Source organism: Paenibacillus sp. FSL R7-277, assembly GCF_000517965.1.
GTDB classification, from domain to species: domain Bacteria; phylum Bacillota; class Bacilli; order Paenibacillales; family Paenibacillaceae; genus Paenibacillus_AQ; species Paenibacillus_AQ silagei.
In genome coordinates, this window is sequence record NZ_ASPX01000080.1 from 212,593 (window position 1) to 229,585 (window position 16,993).

At 52.7% G+C, this 16,993-nt stretch carries 13 protein-coding genes; 9 read left to right on the forward strand and 4 right to left on the reverse strand.

Annotated elements, in window-relative coordinates:
- The first annotated feature begins 140 nt into the window (after positions 1–140).
- Entirely contained in the window at positions 141–1,040 is a 900-nt protein-coding gene (locus C173_RS23035; RefSeq protein WP_051478307.1) for an SUMF1/EgtB/PvdO family nonheme iron enzyme, read from the forward strand.
- Between the two features lie 115 nt (positions 1,041–1,155).
- On the opposite strand, the gene C173_RS23040 is transcribed toward C173_RS23035, so the two are convergent.
- From C173_RS23040 to C173_RS23050, 3 genes are all read right to left on the reverse strand, one after another.
- Positions 1,156–1,398 (reverse strand): hypothetical protein, encoded by a 243-nt coding sequence (locus tag C173_RS23040; protein WP_235191992.1) that lies wholly within the window; start codon positions 1,396–1,398, stop codon positions 1,156–1,158.
- A gap of 311 nt (positions 1,399–1,709) precedes the next feature.
- On the reverse strand, positions 1,710–3,095 hold the full coding sequence (locus tag C173_RS23045; RefSeq protein WP_051478308.1) for a sensor histidine kinase: 1,386 nt from the start codon (positions 3,093–3,095) through the stop codon (positions 1,710–1,712).
- On the reverse strand, positions 3,085–3,762 hold the full coding sequence (locus C173_RS23050; RefSeq protein ID WP_036728999.1) for a response regulator transcription factor: 678 nt from the start codon (positions 3,760–3,762) through the stop codon (positions 3,085–3,087). Before C173_RS23050 ends, C173_RS23045 begins: the two co-directional genes overlap by 11 nt.
- Positions 3,763–3,946: 184 nt before the next feature.
- Here C173_RS23050 and C173_RS23055 point away from each other — a divergent pair, with 184 nt between their 5' ends.
- The 6 genes from C173_RS23055 (at position 3,947) to C173_RS23080 (ending at position 12,190) form a co-directional block, all read left to right on the forward strand.
- A complete protein-coding gene (locus C173_RS23055) occupies positions 3,947–4,828 on the forward strand; it encodes a hypothetical protein (protein WP_036729002.1) in 882 nt (293 codons plus the stop codon).
- A gap of 221 nt (positions 4,829–5,049) precedes the next feature.
- Positions 5,050–6,603 (forward strand): response regulator transcription factor, encoded by a 1,554-nt coding sequence (locus C173_RS23060; protein ID WP_235192015.1) that lies wholly within the window; start codon positions 5,050–5,052, stop codon positions 6,601–6,603.
- 18 nt (positions 6,604–6,621) lie between these two features.
- Positions 6,622–8,364, forward strand: a complete 1,743-nt coding sequence (locus tag C173_RS23065) for a sensor histidine kinase (RefSeq protein ID WP_051478309.1) — start codon at positions 6,622–6,624, stop codon at positions 8,362–8,364.
- Positions 8,365–8,483: 119 nt separating this feature from the next.
- Positions 8,484–10,163: an ABC transporter substrate-binding protein gene (locus C173_RS23070; RefSeq protein WP_036729007.1), complete on the forward strand. Its 1,680-nt coding sequence runs from the start codon at positions 8,484–8,486 to the stop codon at positions 10,161–10,163.
- Positions 10,164–10,286: 123 nt separating this feature from the next.
- Positions 10,287–11,249, forward strand: coding sequence for an ABC transporter permease (locus C173_RS23075; RefSeq protein ID WP_051478310.1), 963 nt, complete (start codon positions 10,287–10,289; stop codon positions 11,247–11,249).
- Positions 11,250–11,266: 17 nt separating this feature from the next.
- Positions 11,267–12,190 (forward strand): carbohydrate ABC transporter permease, encoded by a 924-nt coding sequence (locus C173_RS23080; protein ID WP_036729010.1) that lies wholly within the window; start codon positions 11,267–11,269, stop codon positions 12,188–12,190.
- Between the two features lie 73 nt (positions 12,191–12,263).
- On the opposite strand, the gene C173_RS23085 is transcribed toward C173_RS23080, so the two are convergent.
- The gene (locus C173_RS23085; protein ID WP_036729013.1) at positions 12,264–13,100 is read right to left on the reverse strand and encodes a helix-turn-helix transcriptional regulator; all 837 of its coding nucleotides are present in this window, start codon (positions 13,098–13,100) and stop codon (positions 12,264–12,266) included.
- Positions 13,101–13,227: 127 nt separating this feature from the next.
- On the opposite strand from C173_RS23085, the gene C173_RS23090 reads away from it, so the two are divergent.
- Both C173_RS23090 and C173_RS23095 read left to right on the forward strand, forming a co-directional pair.
- Complete coding sequence (locus tag C173_RS23090) at positions 13,228–14,001, forward strand: SDR family NAD(P)-dependent oxidoreductase (protein WP_036729015.1); 774 nt, start codon at positions 13,228–13,230, stop codon at positions 13,999–14,001.
- A gap of 160 nt (positions 14,002–14,161) precedes the next feature.
- Complete coding sequence (locus C173_RS23095) at positions 14,162–16,450, forward strand: preprotein translocase subunit SecA (RefSeq protein WP_036729018.1); 2,289 nt, start codon at positions 14,162–14,164, stop codon at positions 16,448–16,450.
- Positions 16,451–16,993 lie beyond the last annotated feature (543 nt).

The window sequence follows — 16,993 nt, forward strand, 5'->3', positions numbered from 1 at the left end:
AATGATAAACCGCACGGAGATTTTAGACCACCTCCTCAAGCTCCAGCAGCCTTCCCGGCTGGTTTGCCAGTAACTCGGGCTGTCCATTACAATGACAGTAAACAGGCTGACAATGCCAATTCCCGGGAGGAGAGTATGACATGGAAGCATGGAAACGTGCCGCATGGGGGCAATTAACGGTTGATGAGAAAAGGCACGCGATGCAGGAAGTGCTTAAGCAGCTGCCCGCTGGCTTCAAGTGGCTGCGGTTAGAGAGATTCGAACGTTACAGACAGTCCTTGGAAACAGGTGTCTTCTTGTACGAGGGCAGTGAATATGTGTACGTGCCGGGCGACACGGTGACCCTGGGCCGCTCAGAGGTACATATGTATGCAGAGATGTCTCCCGTCCGCGAGGCTGTGATCGGGCCATTGCTCGTGCAGCGCCAGCCTGCTTCGGCAGGCTGGTACGAATGTCCGCTGGACCGGCTGGACCCGGAAGAAGATGAGGATGTGCTCGAAGCTATCGAAGAGTTCCGCCAGGGGCCGCATACCAGCTATGAATATTCCCAGTATTTCCGGCTGGAACGGGACGGTGACCGGGTTGTTGTGTACTTGTTCGATGACAGCGAAACGTTCGAAGAATGGTGCGAGTCGGAGCTGCCGGAGGGCTTCACCCTGCCGACTGAGGACGAATGGGAGTATCTGTACGGCGCAGGTGCACCAACGCTGTTCCCGTGGGGCGACAAGATTGACGAAACCATGCGGCTCAGACATGTGTCCGATTCAAGTGAGGCTAATGCTGAGGACCCGTATCCGCTGGAGCTGCCGAATGCGTTCGGCCTATGCTTCCCCGGCGATCCTTACAAAAAGGAGCTGGTCCTCACGCCGGACGGCATAACTGGCAAAGGCGGCGACGGCGGCTGCAATCTGCACGGCGGCCAGGGTGTTGCTCTGGGGTATCTCCCAACTGCCACCGCTTTCCGCGATCCTTATGAGAGCGAGCTGGAATGGGAGGATCTGCTGGATTGCCTGGTATATCGGCGGGTTGTTAGGCTGTAAAATTACGAATAATATTATAAAACGGCCAAAAGCCGCCCGCTTCGCTAACGCGAATGCCGGGCGGCTTATTCCATTGTCATGTTATTTAGTAAGGCAGCTTCATCGGCTAACGGCTTCACACACCCTGCGATATAAGCTCTCTCTGGACTGAAGCTGTTGAAGCTGCTCCTTCTGTGTCCGAATCCGGGCTCTTATCCAGTTCCTCCACACGTGCCACATTCAGTTCCTGCTCGTTCTGATGAAGCTCTTTGACCATATTCCTGTAGATATGGGCTTCTTGACGGTCCAGTCCGTCACGATTCTCTTTCATGATCCAGGTTTCCACGGTTCGCTTGAGAATTTCGCCTCTTCGTTCCAACAGTTTCGTATAAGTCAACGTTTCTTCATTCCCTTCCTGAAGCTAGAGTTCATACGCCAGGGTGAAGCTCTGATGTCACATCCGGCGTAACGTCTACTATTATACGGGAAAGACCCGGCTCACCCAATGCGGAGCATCCGGACTTACATCGGGTGAGCTGCGCTCAGCGTAGAAGAGGCTGACTCAGCAGGCAGGTTCGCAGATGTTCGGACAGATGCTCCCATATACGGCAAGATAGAAGCAGAATTCGCCTACAAGTCAATATGTGTTTGGTTTTCCGCATACATTCTGTTCGTGTCCGTACTACCGCTTCAGCTCCGCAGCTCCACACGGAACACGCTGCCCCCGCCAGGGCAGTTCTCAGCCCGTATGCTGCCGCCAAGCGTGTCTACCAGCTCCTTGGCAATGGCAAGCCCCAGCCCGTGGCCCCCGGCCTCCCGCGAACGCGACTGGTCAGGGCGGTAGAAGCGCTCAAAGATCCGGCTCAGGTCTTCCGCAGGAATACCCACGCCTGTATCCTGCACCTCCAGCGCCAGCCACGTGCTGCTGTTCTTCTGAATGAGCGCAGCCCGCAGAATGACGCGGCCGCCTGCGGGTGTGAACTTGATGGCATTCTCCAGCAGAATGACCATGAGCTGCACCAGCTTCTCCTGATCCTGCTTCACCGGAAGCTCCGCCGGAGCTTCGAGGGTAAGCCGGATCTGCTTCGCTTCGGCCAGCACGCCCAGGCCGGAGAGCGTAAGGGCCAGGACCGGCGCGAGGTCGAAGCGCCGGAGGACCTGCTCCAGCAGCCCGGCATCACTGCGGGCCAGCAGGAGCAGGTCACGGGTCAGCGCGGTCATCCGCTGGACCTCCGAATACATCCCGTCCACCACATGACGGGTGAACGCCTGTTCATTGATGCTGTCCTCCAGCTTCAGCGTCTCGATGGAGGACAGCATCACGCTCAGCGGCGTGCGGAGCTCATGCGAGGCGTCCGCCGCGAAGTGCTTCTGCCGGTCATACGCCTCGCGGACCGGCACCATCGCCTGCCGCGACATCACCCGGCTGAAGACGGCGGCCAGCAGGATGAATGCCGCTGCGATGGCAGCCAATACGCCGAGAAGCCAGCGGAATAACTGCTGCTGGAAGGTAACATCTTTGCCGGCATACAGGATGCCCGCAGGCTGCCCCTTACGCTCGAAGACCCGGCTGCCAAGCAGATAAGCAGCCTGCGGGCTGTCCTTGGGATCATTCCCCTTATGCAGCAGGCCTGGCCCCTGCTCCAGCTCCACTACCGCAAGTCCCTCCGCTGTCTTGGCCGCCCCGGAATCCGCTAGCTTCAGCACCTGCTCCTTCAGTCCCGGCTGAATCTCGCCACTGCCCAGCAGACCGCCCTCCGTATTCAAGATCACGTAGAATGACTGATCCGCACTGAGCGTAAATTCCTGATTCCCCGGCCCATGGTCCTTCCCTTGCAGCAGTTCATCGAACATAGGTCCTTGCAGCTGCTTCACCTCGGCATCCAGCAGAGAATTAAGCCGCTCCTTCTGGTTATTCCAGATCAGAAGATGCAGAAGCAGATAGATGATCAGGAAGGACAATAGCAGAAATACGCTCATCACCGCACTGTACCGCCAGGTAAGGCGCTTTTGGGTGCGTGCGAACAAGTCATTGCCGGAGCGGCTGGCCCCGGAACGAAAAACATTAAATTTCAAAGCTATACCCCACTCCCCGGATGCTGTGAATGTGCTGCTGTTCTCCGTCCAAGAGTGCCAGCTTCTTACGGAGCAGCTTGACCGTGGCATCGATGGTCTTGAGCGTAACCTCAGATTCCATCCCCCAGATCCGGTCCAGGATCACCTCGCGGGCAAGCACCGTGCCCTGGTTCTTCAGGAGCAGATCCAGGAGCTGATACTCTCTGGGCGTAAGCTGAACTTCCTGCATCCCTGCCGCAATCCGGTGGCTGTTCCGGTCCAGCACCAGCTCTCCGATCCGGCATGTGTCATTCTCCAGCGGGAGGAAGGTCCGTCGGCCCAAGGCCCGGAGCCGGGCCAGCAATTCATCAATTTCGAACGGCTTCACCAGATAATCATCCGCACCCGCATCGAGTCCGCGAATCCGGTCTTCCAGCGAATCCCTGGCCGTCAGCATCAGGATAGCCCCGGGATATCCATCCTGACGCAGCTGACGGCACACCTCCCGGCCATCCCGCTCCGGCAGCATCCAGTCCAGCACCAGCACATCATAGCCGGAGACACTGGCGAGATCATAGGCCTCATCCCCGGAAGTGACCCATTCAACGGTGTATGCCGCTTTCTTCTTAATCATATGTACGATCAGTTCACCCAGCCGGGTATCGTCTTCCGCGAGCAAGATCTTCATGGGGCCTCCCCTTCCTCTCATCAGGTGCTTGTGTCCTGTACATTTGTCAATATATCAAGATACCACATTCCAGTGAAAATCTGGTGAAAACAATGCAGTTGCCCTTTCTCCGTATTTTCACACTGGGAGTATAGAGTAAGTCGCAAGCCATACATTACCCCTAGCGGGAAAGGATGATTCTACGATGACTTCACCACGTAATCTATTCACTCCAAAAGCAAGCAAGCTGCTTGCAGGCACCTTGACGGCAGCACTCATCCTAAGTACTAGCGGGCTGAGCGCCTTCGCCGCCTCTTCCCCATCGGCTACTAGCGTTTCGAGTCCAGCCCTGCTGCTTCCGGCTCCTGAAGCTGGCCTTCCGCCTGCCGGTACAGAGCAGCTTAGCCCGCCAGCCGGACCACCCGGCGGCCCCGGCTTAGGCGGTCCCGGTCTCGGCGGCATCGAGACCAGCGACCTGCTGGCCACGCTTGGCCTGTCGGCCAGCGGGCTGCGCACAGCGCTTGAATCGGGAAGCTCGCTTAGCGCAATTGCCAAGCAGAAGAACGTGGACTCTCAGAAGCTGCTCCAGCTCGCCGCAAATGCAATAGAGGCCAGACTCAGCCAGGAATATAAGGATGGACGTATCACCGAGAGCGTGTATAAGAGCCGCCTCAGTGAAGTCTCCAAGCGTGCGGCGTCCCTGCTGAACCAGACCCGGCCGAAGCCGCCGGTGCCCGGTTCAGCACCGGCAGATACGGCTGAATTGCTGCCGCTCGGGCCTGGGCTGGAAAGTCTTGACCGCTCGGAACTCGCCGGACTGCTGGGAATCAGCACCAGTCAGCTTGCCTCCGGTCTCGGCAGCGGACAATCCCTTGCCGAACTGGCAGGCACAAGCGCAACCAGTACGCAGAAGCTGATGGATCTGGTCGCCGCTGCCCTGACCCAGGATTTGAAAGAACGCCTGGCCAGAGGAGACCTGTGGACGGATGAATATTCAGCTGAACTGGCGAATGTACAGACCCGGGCTGCTGATCTGGTACAGCATGTGCATCCGCTGCCCCCGCATCTCCGGCTGAATGACAAATAAGTCCGGAGATTAAGCGGAAAATACAATACCGGAGAGCCTGTGTCTAACGATGCAGGCTCTTCGTGTTGAAAGGATTTTCCAGCAGGTGCTAGAATAAAAAGTCGTTTCCACTCGAATTCTGTCAGGGAATTAGCTTATAATGATCACACTGCGACTTGACCGAGGATGGAACAAGACCAAGCAATCCAGAATAACCCCAAGGAGGAAGTCCATTGTATAAGGTGCTGATTGTAGATGATGAAGTTTTTGTGCGGAAGGGCTTGATCCGGATTCTGAGCGAATGCTCGCCGCAATTCGAGATTTGCGGTGAAGCCGAGAATGGGGAGCAAGCGCTTACCCTGATTGAACAATTGAACCCGGAGCTGGTAATTGCCGATATCCGTATGCCCGTGCTGGACGGGCTGGGACTGATCAAGAAAGTGAAGACGGAGCTTGTGCAGGAGCCGATTTTTATTATTTTGAGCGGATATGCCGACTTCTCCTATGCCCAGCAAGCCTTCCGGTACAATGTGTCGGATTATATCCTCAAGCCGGTTGACGAACAGGAGCTTACGGTTGCGCTTGGCAAAATCGCCCATATGCTGAACAAAAAGCAGCTCCTCTCCATCACCCGGGAGAAGCCCTTGGTCGAGACGGTCATCGAAAGCCTGCTGCAGACGCAGCCCGATGATCAGGTCATGGGACGGATCGCCTATGCGCTGGAGCTGCCTCTCACCTCTTCCTATACGTATCTCATCGCAGAAATGCAGGATCAGCTTCCTGCCGGAGAAGTCGATTATCTGCCTGCCCTGAAGAACTCTCTGCTGCGTTATTTCCGCCAAGAGGCTCAGACTCTGCTTCTTCATGTACGCACGAACAATCAATACGGGATGATCTTGCCCGGCCAGTGGGTGGATGAACCCCATCCTTCCCCGTGGGGAGGCTACCGGACGATGCTGGATACACTGGAGCGGGAGCTTGGAACAAGCATCGCTTTGTTCGTTGGCCGGAAGGTAAGCCATCTCAATCAGATTGTAGCCTCCGGGGCCAGTGCGGAGCAATGCCTCCAGTACCGTTTTGCCGCCGGCTTCGAGGGCATTTATATGGCGGACGAGCTGCTGGAGCTGCCCTTATACTATTTCGATATCGATGAAGGATTGCACAGCAAGCTGACTTACGAGGTCGAAGCCAATGACAACAAGGGTTACAGCTCAACTGTGGATGCTATTTTCACCATGTTCCAGGAGCGCCACTTCGCCCCCGGGGCGGTGACGAACACGATCCGGCGCAGCATGATTGCCATCATCAACATTATCCGGCAGCTTGAAGGTGACGAGAACGAACTGCAATGGATGACCGAGCTGCTCAACTGGCCGCTGAAATACCGTAATTTGAAGCAGCTGAAGCAGGTATTCCAGCAGTTTATCGCCGAAGCCGCAGAATATATCGCAGAGAAGCGCGGCGGCAAGAGCGAAGGCAATATTGAAAAAATCAAAAAATACATCGACGGGCATTACCGTGAAAATATCTACCTCAAGGGTATTGCCGCCGATTTCGATATGAATCCGGTCTATCTTGGACAGTTATTCCGCAAAACCTACGGTGTGTATTTCAATGAATACCTGCTGACCCTGCGGATTGAGGAGGCCAAGCGCCTGCTGCGGCAGACCAAGAAACGGATGTACGAAATCGCGGAGCTGGTCGGCTTCCAGAATGCGGATTATTTTGCCACCCAGTTTGAAAAGCTTGAGAATATGACGCCGACTGATTATCGCAATATGATGATTGGGCAGTAAATAAGGAGGCTCCCTGCCGTGTTCAACTTCCGTCTGAATCATATGAAGCTTAGAAGCAAGCTGATTGTCATCTACATTGTATGCGTGTTCATTCCGATCATCCTGACCAATGTAATGTTCTATCAGGTGACCACCGCCAATATCAAGAATCAGAAGACCGCAGATGCCGAGCAGGCGATGAATCTGCTGCAGGCTGAGCTGAGGACCGTAATTGAAGATGCAGCAGGCATATCCTACCTCTACTCCATTGACCGGCAGCTGATCCAGCATCTGAATACCACCTATGCTTCAACGGACCGCTATGTGGAGTCGCTGAACGCCATATCGAATCTGTTCAACCGGACTGACAAAGAGAACAAGGTGCTGAGCTCCTCGGTGATTATGACCGACAATCCAACCGTTCTGGCCTCAGCCCATATCATTAAGCTGGAGGACAGTATGCGCCAGCAGGACTGGTATAAAGAGATCAGCCAATTCAGCAACACACACCCCCATCTCTATGTAACGCCCGACAGCATCAGCGTGATCCAGCGGCTCACTGACCGCAGGCTGGAGACGTATGAGCATGTCCTGAAAATTGACCTGAACATGAACTATATCCGGCAGATTCTGGATCTTTCCAGCTTCAGCGGTGATTTCTATATTCTCGACCCGTCGGGCCAGGCCCGCTTCGGCCGTCTCTCCAGCGGTCAGCCCAGCAAGCTGGTTACATCAGGACAGGTCCTTACTCCGAATGAGATTCCCAAGCCGAAGCAGGCCATCGTGATCGACAAAACCTATCAGAATAACCGTTATTTAAGCGGATGGTCCATCTATGGCGTGCTGGATGAAGCGCTCATTCTGTCGGATGTGAGACAATCGGGCCAATTCATCCTGTGGTTTGCCGGCATTAACTTCCTGGTTCCCACCATCGTAATTATGATCATGTCCCGTTCTATCCACACTCGTATTAAGAACATTCTGAAGCATATGAAGTCTGTAAAAGACAAAAATTTCGGACTGATCCCCTACCACCTGGAGCGGGATGAGATCGGTGAGCTTACCGTCGAGTTCAACCGGATGAGTAAACGCATCGAGAACCTGATCAATGATGTATATGTTGCAGAAATACAGAAGAAGGAGCTTGAGCTGCGGCAGCGGCAGGCTCAGCTGCATGCGCTGCACAGCCAGATCAACCCTCACTTCCTGTTCAATGCGCTGGAGACGATCCGGATGCGCAGTATGATGAAGGGCGAGACCCAGACGGCCCGGACGATTCAGAACATGGCGAAGATTTTCCGCAAATCAATCATGTGGAAGAGCAGCTTCGTTACGATCCGCGAGGAGCTTGAATTAATCGAGAGCTTCCTGGAGATTCAGAAATACCGCTTCGACAACAAGCTTGAATATCACATCGAGGTGGACCAGTCGCTGCTGAACATTGAAATTCCGAAGATGGCCTTCCTTCCGTATGTGGAGAACGCCAGTATTCACGGGATTGAGAATATAGCGGGCATCGGGTATATCAACATCCAGATCGCCCAGGAGAACGGGCAGATTGTCTTCGTCATTGCAGATAACGGCGTGGGCATGGACCAGGCGAAAATCAGTGAGCTTATGCATTACCTGGAGGATGAGTCTGCCATGGGTGATTCAATCGGGATGAAGAATGTAATCACCCGGCTGAGGATCACCTACGGGGAATCGTTCACCTTCTCCATCACGAGCGAGCCCGGAGCGGGAACCCGCATTTTGCTGCGTCTGCCTCTGGAGAACAAATAAATATAGGGTATACCTTAATTATTCAAAGACTGATCTAAGGTTTGCCCTGTAACAAAGTTAAACGCTTTCTTTTATAATGAGGTTGTTCAATAGCACAAAGTAAAGAAAGGGGATATGAAATGCGTACAAAGAAATGGTTGCAAACCGGACTGGCTGCTGTTATGGCTTCAGCCCTCCTCATTGCCGGCTGCTCGGGCGGTAACAACGGGAACAAGAACAGTGCCAGCGGCAACGACGGCGAGGTAAGCACTGAGCCGGTAACGTTCACTTACTTCGGCTTCGGTGCCAACAAGGATACCATGGCCAGTGATACTACCATCGGTAAGAAGCTTCAGGAACAGACAGGTGTAGACTGGAAAATGGAATACGTAGTTGGCGATGGAAGCACCAAGTCCGGTGTTATGATTGCCGGAGGGGACTATCCGGATGTCATCTCTCCAGTCGGCGAGCTGGCCAAGCTGCTCGATGCCGGTGCATACATTCCGCTCAATGATCTGATTGAGAAGTATGGCCCTAATATCAAGCGTGTCTACGGCGATTATATGAACAAGATCACCAATGAAGACGGCAACATCTATATCCTTCCCTTCACTGCAAATGTAAACGGATACTTGTCGCCCCCGGATCCTAGCAGCACCTTCTGGATGCAGAGACGCGTCCTTAAGGAATTCGGTTACCCGGAAGTGAAAACGCTTGACCAGTACTTTGACCTGATTGAGAAATACCAGGCCAAGTACCCTAAGGTGGATGGTAAAGACACCATCGGCTTCGCCACCTTCGCCGGTACAGCCGGTGAATTCTTCACCATCACCAACCAGCCAATGCATCTGGCCGGTTATCCGAATGAAGGCGGCGTCCTGGTGGACATGGAGTCTCATGAAGCCAAGCTGTATCAGGGAACCGAAGATGAAAAGCGCTGGCTGGCCAAATTGAACGAAATGAACGGTAAGGGTCTGGTTGACCCAGAGACGTTCACAGCGAACAAAGACCAGTATCTGGCGAAGCTGACCTCCGGCCGTGTGCTCGGATATGTCAACTATTCCTGGCAGATCAACGACGCCACTAACAACCTGAGATCCGCCGGTAATGACGACCTGCGTTACGTTGCCCTTCCTATCGTATTTGACGAAGGCATTAAAGACGCTTATGTTGATCCTCCGTCCTTCGTGAACAACCGCGGGCTGGGCATCTCTGTCAGCGCGAAGGATCCGGTCCGCATCATCAAGTATTTTGACAACCTGCTGACCGACGAGAACCAGAAGCTTGTAGAGTGGGGCATTGAAGGCGAAACTTACACTAAGAACGCTGAAGGCCGTATGGTGATGAGCGAAGAACAGCTGACAAACCGCAACGACAATGATTTCAAACGTAAATTTGGCTTCGCTTATTTCGATTATGAATGGCCGCGTTATGGCGACAACTCCGTGTATGATGACGGCAACGCCCACGTTCCGTTCAACCAGCCGGAAGTTGCAGCTATCAACTACACAGAAGGCGACAAAACACTGCTGAAGGCATACAACCTGAAGACCTTCTCCGACTTCTATGCCGAGCCGGTAGAGCGTCCATGGTACCCTGCCTGGAGTATAGAGAAAGAACCGGGCTCCCCTGAGCAGCTCTTCAGCCAGAGAGCCGGCGATTTGCAGCAGAAGTACTATCCTCGTATGGTGCTTGCTGCCCCTGGCCAATTTGAAAAGGTCTGGAGTGAATACCTGGCCGAATACAACAAGCTCGATGCTAAGGGCTACGAAGAATTCATGACTAACAAGATCAAGGACCGCATCGACGGCAAATGGTAAGCGTCCGCTTCCCAGATGCAGCATGATGAACCGGGAAAAGTGAAGCTTGCCTTCACTTTTCCCTTCTACACTTACACTTGTTAGCAAATAGAGAATATGGAGCTTGGAAAGGGGACGGTACAGGTGGGAAAAACCGCTGTGCAGTTGGCAAAATCGAATAATACCGGCACTTCGCGCTTCAAAACCTTTTTTAAAGAGCTATCTAAACAGAAAATGCTGATGCTGATGTCATTGCCCTTTCTGTTATGGGTGATTGTATTCAAATACCTCCCGCTATGGGGATGGACGATTGCTTTCCAGAAATTCAAGCCAGCCAAGGATCTGTTCGACCAGAAGTGGGTCGGCTGGGACAATTTCAAGTTCCTGTTCCAGGAACAGCAGTTCTATCGCGTACTTCGTAATACTCTGGTTATGAGCTCTATTAACCTGGTACTGGGTTTTGTAACGGCTATTGTTCTGGCACTGCTGCTTAATGAGCTGCGCAATGTATTCTTCAAACGCACCGTGCAGACGATCAGTTACCTGCCCTACTTCATTTCCTGGGTCGTAGCGGCCAATATTGTACAAATGGCACTGGCACCGGAAGGGATCATCAATGTGCTGCTGGTCAAAATGCAGCTTATTGATCATCCAATTCTGTGGCTGGGCGAAGGCAAGTATTTCTGGGGAATACTCGGGGTTACGGAAGTCTGGAAGAATGTCGGCTGGAATACTATCATCTATCTGGCAGCCATCACCTCCATCGACCCTTCTCAATATGAAGCGGCTGAGATTGACGGGGCATCCCGTCTACAAAGAATGTTCTATATTACCCTGCCGGGTATTAAGCCGGTTATCGTACTGATTCTGATTATGAATCTGGGCCATATTCTGGAGTCCGGCTTCGAGGCGCAGTACCTGTTAGGTAACGGGATGAACCTCGACTATTCGGAGAATCTGGATATCTTCGTACTGAAGTACGGGATGCAGATGAATAACTTCGGGCTAGCCACCGCAGCAGGTATGTTCAAAACGCTGGTCAGCTTCATCTTCTTGATCGCAGCCAATAATATCGCCAAGCGTATGGGCGAAAGTAGATTGTACTAGAAAGGAGGACACAAGTAATGGCTAAATCCAAAACCAATTCATACCGGAATTCTTCGTTGGGTGACCGAATCTTCGATATATGCAATACGATCTTCATGATTCTCTTGGTCATTGTTACCCTCTATCCGTTCCTGAATATGTTTGCTCTATCGTTCAATGAAGCGAATGACTCTGTCCGCGGGGATATTTATATCTGGCCTCGTGAATGGACGCTGCGCAACTTCGAGTATGTATTTAGTGAATCCAACATCTTCTTTTCAACGTTTGTCTCTGCAGCACGGACGGTAATCGGCACTGTGGTCTCCGTATTCTGTACAGCGATGCTGGCCTATACGGTAAGCCGTCCGGAATATAAGCTGAAGAAGTTTGTGTCCGTCACGTTTATTTTCACCATGTACTTCAGCGGCGGTCTGATTCCAGGCTACCTGCTGATCAAAGAGCTGAACATGCTGAACAGCTTCTGGGTCTATATCATTCCGGGCATCATCGGCGTATTTAATATGATCGTCATCCGCTCCTTCATTGAGGCACTGCCTGAGGGACTGATGGAATCGGCCAAAATCGACGGCGCAGGCGACTTCATCACCTTCTCGCGCATTGTGCTTCCGCTGACCGTTCCCGCCCTGGCTACCGTCTCCCTGTTCGTAGCGGTCTATCAGTGGAATTCATGGTTTGACGTCTTCCTGTACAACTCCTCCACGCCAAGCCTGAGTACGCTGCAATACGAGCTGATGAAGATGCTGTCAACATCCAACACCGCGATGTCCAGCTCCTCGGCAGCCGATGCCTTTGCGAACGCGCAGGGCAATAAAGCTACTGTTACACCGACCTCTATCCGTGCAACGATGACCATTGTAGCGAGTGTACCGATTATCATCGTCTATCCGTTCCTGCAGAAGTATTTCGTTAAAGGGATGGTTGTCGGCGGGGTAAAAGGCTAATTGTAAAAAGCTCTGCACATAAACAAGCGATCTTCGGAAGGCCATCCGCCTTGTCTGAAGACCGCTTGTTTTTTTAATTACTTTTGCTTGCCATCAACTCCCGCTCCAAACGGGATTTCGTAGCCGTATCCGGCAAATAGAGCATAATCCGCTGATCTGGATCATTAGGGAACTGTAGGGTAATATGTTCAAACTCCAATACTCCAAGCTCAGGGTGATACAGCTTCTTATAACCGTCAAGGCTGCTGGGCGCATCATGATGCTGCCACATTCTAGTGAACTCAGCGCTCACACTCTTAAGATCATTAATTAAATGGCTAAATGTAACATCCTCCAGATAACGGGCTCTTGATGTCTGGAACTCGGCTACAATTCTCTGGGAGACATCATGCCAATCCTCTGAACCCTCCCTCCAGACAGGGTCGGTGAACTGGCGCCACATCAGATTGTGATCATGCGGAGGTGACGGCCGGCTAATCGTAAATACGGCTTCTGCCGCAGCATTCCAGGCCAGAAAATCATACCTCCTCCCGATTACATAAGCAGGATTCGGATTGAATTCGTCCAGCATCATCTGGACAGACGGGCTGATCTTCTCTTCAGCAACAGTCATTTGAGGCGGTAGTGACTCTCCTGACAGTAGAAAAAGATGCCGACGCTCATTGGGGGTTAGCTTAAGGGCCGAAGCCAGACTCTCCAGCACACCCACTGAAGGACTGATATCACGTCCCTGCTCAAGCCGCGTATACCATGAAAGACCTATACTGGCGAGTTGAGCAACTTCTTCGCGGCGTAAACCTTGTGTCCGGCGGCGGCCCCCGGCAGACAGTCCGACATCATGCGGAGAGATTGAGGATCTTGCTTTTCGCAGAAAATTCCCTAAGGCTAAACGGCGTTCACTATCATTCAACTAAGCAGCCCCCTTATCCTGTCACTCGTAAGCCTACCATTAAGAAGGCTCTCCTCCCAAAACAATAGCCAAAGTATACTCAAAGTGATCAAGGATATCAATATATCTAGGGAAAAGGAGAATCAACATGACAAATTATTCGGGACAATTATTGAAGGACAAGGTGGTAATGATTACGGGTGCCGGACGGGGGATCGGGGCTGCGGCAGCAAAGTGTTTTGCCATGCAGGGCGCCTCGGTGATGCTCGTCTCACGGACAGAATCTGAGCTGCGTTCACTCAAAGATGAGATTACGGCAGCCGGAGGACAGGCGGAATATTTCACAGCCGATCTGGCCGAAGCGGGTGGCGCTGGGGAAGCGGTCAACGCCACAGTAAGGCGGTATGGCCGGCTTAACGCCGCTTTCAACAACGCTGGTATCGGAGTCACCATTTCCTCTTTGGTCGATGAGAAAGAAGAGGATTTCGACCTGATTCAGTCTGTAAACTATAAAGGAGTCTGGCTGTGCATGAAAGCCCAGATTACGGCAATGTTGCAGACTTCCGGATCAGGGGCAATTGTCAATACCAGCAGTGTCGGCAGCTTAAAGGGTAATCCCGGCTTGGGTGCCTACGGCGCCTCCAAACGCGGAGTTAACAGCCTCACACAAACAGCTGCCATCGAATACGGACCAGCGGGCATTCGGGTCAATGCCATCGCCCCCGGCACCACTATGACAGATATGATTCAACAATGGGTCTCCATCAATCCTGAGATTATCGAGCAAATCAGTGCCAAAACGCCCCTCCGGCGTCCGGCTGAACCCATAGAAGTCGCACAGGCTGCGGCCTGGTTACTTAGTGATCAAGCCTCCTTCGTGACCGGGGTCATCCTGCCGGTAGACGGCGGGCTGAGTGCCTAAAGGGCGCTTCCCCGCCCCTTTTCTATCCGGCCAATACTTGTCTCAGGAGCTTATAATCCATACATTGGTAAACCGAAACAGTAATGGACTATAATATACAGGTAAAGTAGCCCGATGACGTTCATATTAGTAGTTGGGAGAATGGGGAGTGAACATGTCTATGAATATAGCCGCTAAATTCGTGCAGCGTTTCAGAGAATACGATAACCGGAATATGCTTAAAGCCTATCGTGACAAAACGGAGCAAATCCGCACACGGAATTTGCAGGCATGGGATGACACCAAGCTTCAGGAGGAGTCCTTCCGGCTCCAGCAAGCTGCCCAATCCGGCATAGCTCTGGACGAGCTGCTTGTCGATGCCTATTCATTAGTCTGTGAGGCTGCCTCAAGAACACTCGGCTTACAGCCTTATGATGTCCAGATCATGGCCGGGATCGCCCTGCATGAACGAATGCTGATCGAGCAGCACACCGGTGAGGGCAAAACCCTCTCAGCCGTAATGCCGGCCTATCTGAATGCGCTGACCGGCAAAGGCGTTCATGTGCTGACCTTCAATGATTATCTGGCCCGGCGGGATGCGCAGTGGATGGGTCCCATTTACCGCTTCCTGGGACTATCGGTGGATTCGGTTCAAGCGGGCATGAGCCTGACTGAGAAACGGGCTGCCTACAGGAGCGATATCACCTATGTTACGGCAAAAGAAGCAGGGTTCGATTACTTGCGAGATACCATTGCGCTCACGGAAGCCGCTACGGTACACCGCCCTTTCCACTACGTCATCGTGGACGAAGCCGATTCCTTGCTGCTTGATGAAGCGCGGGTACCGCTTGTAATCAGCGGAGAATCTGAGGTCAGTCATAGCGACGGCATGCGATACGCGGATCTGGCCCGGCAGCTGCTGGCTGGAGAACATTACGATTATGACGAATTCCAGCGGAACGTATACCTGAACGATGCGGGTGCTGCCAAAGTAGAAGAGTTGCTGGGATGCGGTAATCTCTATGATAGCCGGAATAGTCAGCTGCTAACCTCACTGAATTGTGCACTGCATGTGGAGACCTTATTAACGAAGGATATTGATTATATCGTCCGTGGCGGTGCTATCGAGCTGATCGAAGAGTATACAGGACGCGTGGCAGAGAACCGTTATTTGCCGGACGGGCTGCAAGCGGCTTTGACAGCGAAGGAAGGACTGAAATGGACCGCAGGCGGGAAAATACTCGGTACGATCACTATTCAACACTTCATTAGCCTATATCCTGAAATCTGCGGAATGACGGCTACAGCCTGTGCCTCCGCTATGGAATTCAAGGATATCTATGCTCTGCAGGTGGTACAGATTCCGCCGAACCGGCTGAACATCCGGACCGATTACCCGCACCGGATCTACACGCACAAGGAAGCCAAATATCAGGCGCTCGTGCAGGACATCTCCTCTATTCACAGGGAGGGCCGTCCCATTCTGATCGGGACCGCCAGCGTTGAGGAATCGGACATGCTGGCTGCGGAGCTTGCGGCTGCCGGTGTTCCCGCTCAGGTGCTGAATGCGAAGAATGATGCTGAGGAAGCTGATATTATCGCCAGAGCCGGAGAACTGGGCGCCGTAACGGTCTCAACGAATATGGCGGGACGCGGTGTCGATATCCGGCTCGGCGGCGGTGATCCGGTACAGGCAAACGCTGTCGCCCGGCTCGGCGGCTTATATGTCATTGGCACCCATGTGAACGAAAGCGTACGGATTGACAACCAGCTTCGCGGGCGTTCCGGCCGCCAGGGCGACCCGGGGGCTTCTGTCTTCTATGTCAGTCTGGAAGACGATCTGATGCGCCGCTTCAGTTCCCCTACCCCAGCCCATGCGGTCAGACAGCAGGAAGCTATTGAAGAGCCTTTGCTTGGCCGTAAAATCGCAAGTATTCAGCAAATTGTAATGAGTCAGAACTTCGATATCCATAACGAGCTGAACCGTTATTCGGATATGATCGAGGACCAGCGGCGGATTCTCTACGCAGAGCGGCTCAGCATTCTGCTGGGCGAGCAGCCGATGAGCCCTGCGGAGCAGCGGGTACGGCTATTCTATATCGATGAATGCTGGGCTGACCATCTAGCCTTCGTCTCCTATCTCCGCGAAGGCATTCACCTGGAGAGCATCGCCAGCCGCAGCCCGATCGATGAATTTCATACACAGATTACCGGAGCGTTCGATCAGATCCCGGTCAAGATCAACCATGCGGAAGAGGCGATGCTGGTCAGGCTTGGAGGATCCAATGATCCGGCTGAATGGGAACGGCTGGGCCTTAGGAGCCCTGCTTCGACCCGGACTTATATCATTAATGATCAATATCTACAGAATAAGCGCAGCTCATGGACGGGAACGACCGTTGTAGCTTTTTGGCTTCGTCCCTTTGCACAGAAGGTACTTTCCCCCTTCATTAAGCAACCGAAATACTAAAATGGCTCTTATTGCAGAAGTGGAAACGGCTAGGCCGTCCTTAGGAGGATGGCCTAGCCGTTTGAAGTTAGTACAGAGAATGAAAGGTATTCTGTCGATACCCTACGAGCAGATAATCGCCGCACCTGTGGGTGGGATTTAAAACAAGTGGAAAAACGTATCTTAATTTTCACTTGTTTGTTGAATTCAGGAAAATAAGTGGATAAACAGCAGCTGCTACTATCCATTTTCGCTATTAGACGTTCTTGGAGACGAATTAAGTGCCCTTTTTCCAATTGTTGTCGTCGCAGGGCTCCAGCCTCCTTCAGTAAATGGATAAAATCCATCTATTTCCTGCTAGTAGAGCGTCAGAGTTAAATATATGGATTGGATCAGTAAGAGGAAACCACCTAAACTATTAAGTTCGGTTTTTCGCATACATTCGGCCAAGACACCTTCGCTCGAGCACGTTGTATTCGGTTTTTCGCATACAATTTGTCCCAATGAATTCACTCATTTAATCCTTCAGTCCTCATCATGCCCAACCACAATTTAAAGACTGAT